3 protein-coding genes are annotated in these 2,526 nt (G+C 70.0%); all 3 read right to left on the bottom strand.

The genetic code is table 11. The features are described from left to right. Positions 1–182: 182 nt before the first annotated feature. A complete protein-coding gene (locus tag ACYVE9_RS22590) occupies positions 183–557 on the bottom strand; it encodes an RNA polymerase-binding protein RbpA (RefSeq protein ID WP_283990916.1) in 375 nt (124 codons plus the stop codon). 254 nt (positions 558–811) lie between these two features. After that, positions 812–2,170 carry an MFS transporter gene (locus tag ACYVE9_RS22595; RefSeq protein ID WP_461029728.1) on the bottom strand — a complete coding sequence of 453 codons (1,359 nt, stop codon included), beginning with the start codon at positions 2,168–2,170 and terminating at the stop codon, positions 812–814. Between the two features lie 41 nt (positions 2,171–2,211). Further along, positions 2,212–2,526 (bottom strand): glycerophosphodiester phosphodiesterase family protein (locus tag ACYVE9_RS22600; RefSeq protein WP_461029729.1); only part of this gene is annotated, 315 nt, incomplete at its 5' end.

The following is a 2,526-nucleotide window of genomic DNA, read 5'->3' on the forward strand; positions in this document are numbered from 1 at the left end:
ACCCGGACCGTGTGCCTGCGCAGTCCGGGCCGCCGCAGCGGGGACGGACGGCGCGGTGCTCGGAGGCCGGTAGGCCGGTTCAGCCGTTGCACGAAGCGGTGTGAACACACACGAGGGCGGGGAGCACCACCACTTCGGTGGTGCTCCCCGCCCTCGCGGTCATCTGGTGCCGCAGCTGCGGCCTAGGCGGACTTGCGGCTGTCCCGCGGGTGCACGGCGATGTTCATGGCGCCGGAGCGGAGCACGGCCAGCCTCTCGGCCAGCACTTCCTCGAGTTCCTCGCGGGTGCGTCGCTCCATGAGCATGTCCCAGTGCGTGCGCGCGGGCTTGCCCTTCTTCTCTTCGGGGCCCTCGCCGTCGACCAGCAGGGCCTGGGAACCGCATACCTTGCACTCCCACTCCGGCGGAATCTCCGCCTCTACCGAGAACGGCATCTCAAAGCGATGTCCGTTCTGGCATGCGTACTCCACCGCCTGGCGCGGGGCCAGGTCGATGCCGCGGTCGGTCTCGTAGCTGGTCACCACAAGTCGCGTGCCGCGTAGAGCTCGCTCACTCATGAATCGTGCCTCCCGGGCTGGTAGCCCACAGGACAGGTGTCGCTGTCGTCGTCATCCGTTCAACGTCCGGTCGGCGGTGAAGATTCCCGTAGTGGGACATGCGTCGCCCGTCGTGCCGCCCCTTGTTGTACCCGCGACTGCCCGCTTTGTCACATCTATCAGCGGATGTCACCCAGCGTGTGGTTTCTCGTGCTTGCAGTAACGGTCCCTCCGGCGGACCAAAGACGTACACTACCGGGCCGACGGCCCGAGGCCTAAATCCGACCCGGCACGACGTTGCCGACCGCCTCCGCCGCTCGTCGTACCGGTACCCGCAGCAGCAGGACGAAACCCAGCACGAAGAACACCACCAGCGAGATGATGGCGTCCCGGTAGCTGCCCGTCAGCTGGTAGGTGAGGCCGAAGACGAGCGGGCCGAGCCAGCTGGTGCCCCGGTCGCTGACCTCGTACAGCGAGAAGTACTCAGCCTCCTTGCCCTTCGGGACCAACTGCGCGAACAGCGACCGCGACAGGGCCTGTGTGCCGCCCAGCACCAGGCCGATCGCCGCGGCCAGTGCGAAGAACCACAACGGCTGGCCGGCGGGCAGGAAGTAGCCGCCCGCGACGGTCACGGTCCACGCCACCAGGGAGCCGAGAATCGTCCGTTTGGCGCCGTGGCGGACCGCCAGTCGGCCGAGCAGCAGCGCCCCGGCCATCGCCAGCACCTGGACCAGCAGGATCGCGCCGATCAGCGTGGTCTGGTCCATGCCCAGCTCCTCCGAGCCGAACACCGACGCCTGTGAGATGACCGTCTGCACGCCGTCGTTGTAGAGCAGGTACGCCAGCAGGAACATCAGCGTCAGCGGGTAGCGCCGCAGTTCGCGGAACGTCGTCATCAGCTGCCGCCAGCCGCCGCTGAGCGAGGCGGCCGCGTCCGGATCCCGCACCGCGCCGGGACGCTCCCGCAGCCGGCGCAGCGGCACCAGCGTGAACACGCCCCACCACAGCCCGGCCGAAGCGAGGCAGATCCGCACCGCCGTGCCCTCGGTGACCCCGAACGCCTCGTGACCGAGGAACAGGCCCAGGTTGGCGACGAGCACCAGAGCGCCCGCCGCGTAACCGAACGCCCAGCCCCTGGATGACACCGCGTCCCGCTCCTCGGGCGGCGCGATCTGCGGCAGGAAGGCGTTGTAGACCACGATCGAGACGGCGTACGCGACGTTGGCCAGGATCAGCAGCGCCCCGCCCAGCAGATAGCGGTCGCCGTCGAGAAAGAACATGCAGGCCGTCGCGCCCGCGCCGAGGTAGGCGGAGACGGCCAGGATGGGCTTCTTCCGGCCCGTTCGGTCGGCCATCGCCCCGGCCAGCGGCATGACCAGCACCGACAGCAGCACCGAAGCCGAGACGACGTACGCGAAGTAGGAGCCGTCCCGCACCGGGATGCCCAGCGGGTACACGTAACCGTCCGCGTCCGCGGCGGCCTTGGCGATCTCCGTCAGGTACGGCCCGAGGAAGACGGTGATGACGCTCGTGGAGAAGACCGAGTTGGCCCAGTCGTAGTAGTACCAGCCGCGTTGCTCGCGTCTGCGTTCCGCGACGCCGTCCGCGGCCCCGTCCACCGTCTTCGTGCCCACCCCTGCCCCCTCGGTGTCCCGCGTGCGCGCCGCGGGTGAGCTCAGGACGCCCAGGCACCCCGCTCGACCAGCACCTGACGCAGCAGCTCGATGTGATCGGTCATGATGCCATCCACGCCGAGGTCGAGCAGCTCCCGCATCTGTTCGGCGTCGTTGACGGTCCACACGTGCACCTGGAGACCGCGCCGGTGCGCCGCCGCCACCAGGGCCCGGTCCACCACCCGCACCCCCGCGTGGCGGACCGGGACCTGCACGCACACCGCGCTGCGCCGGACCCGGCCCGGCAGGCGGTAGGACCGCAGGCGCAGCCCGAACACACCGGCGGGGCCGAGGGAGGTGGCGAGCCGCGGACCGGC

It is taken from the genome of Streptomyces sparsus (assembly GCF_054776295.1).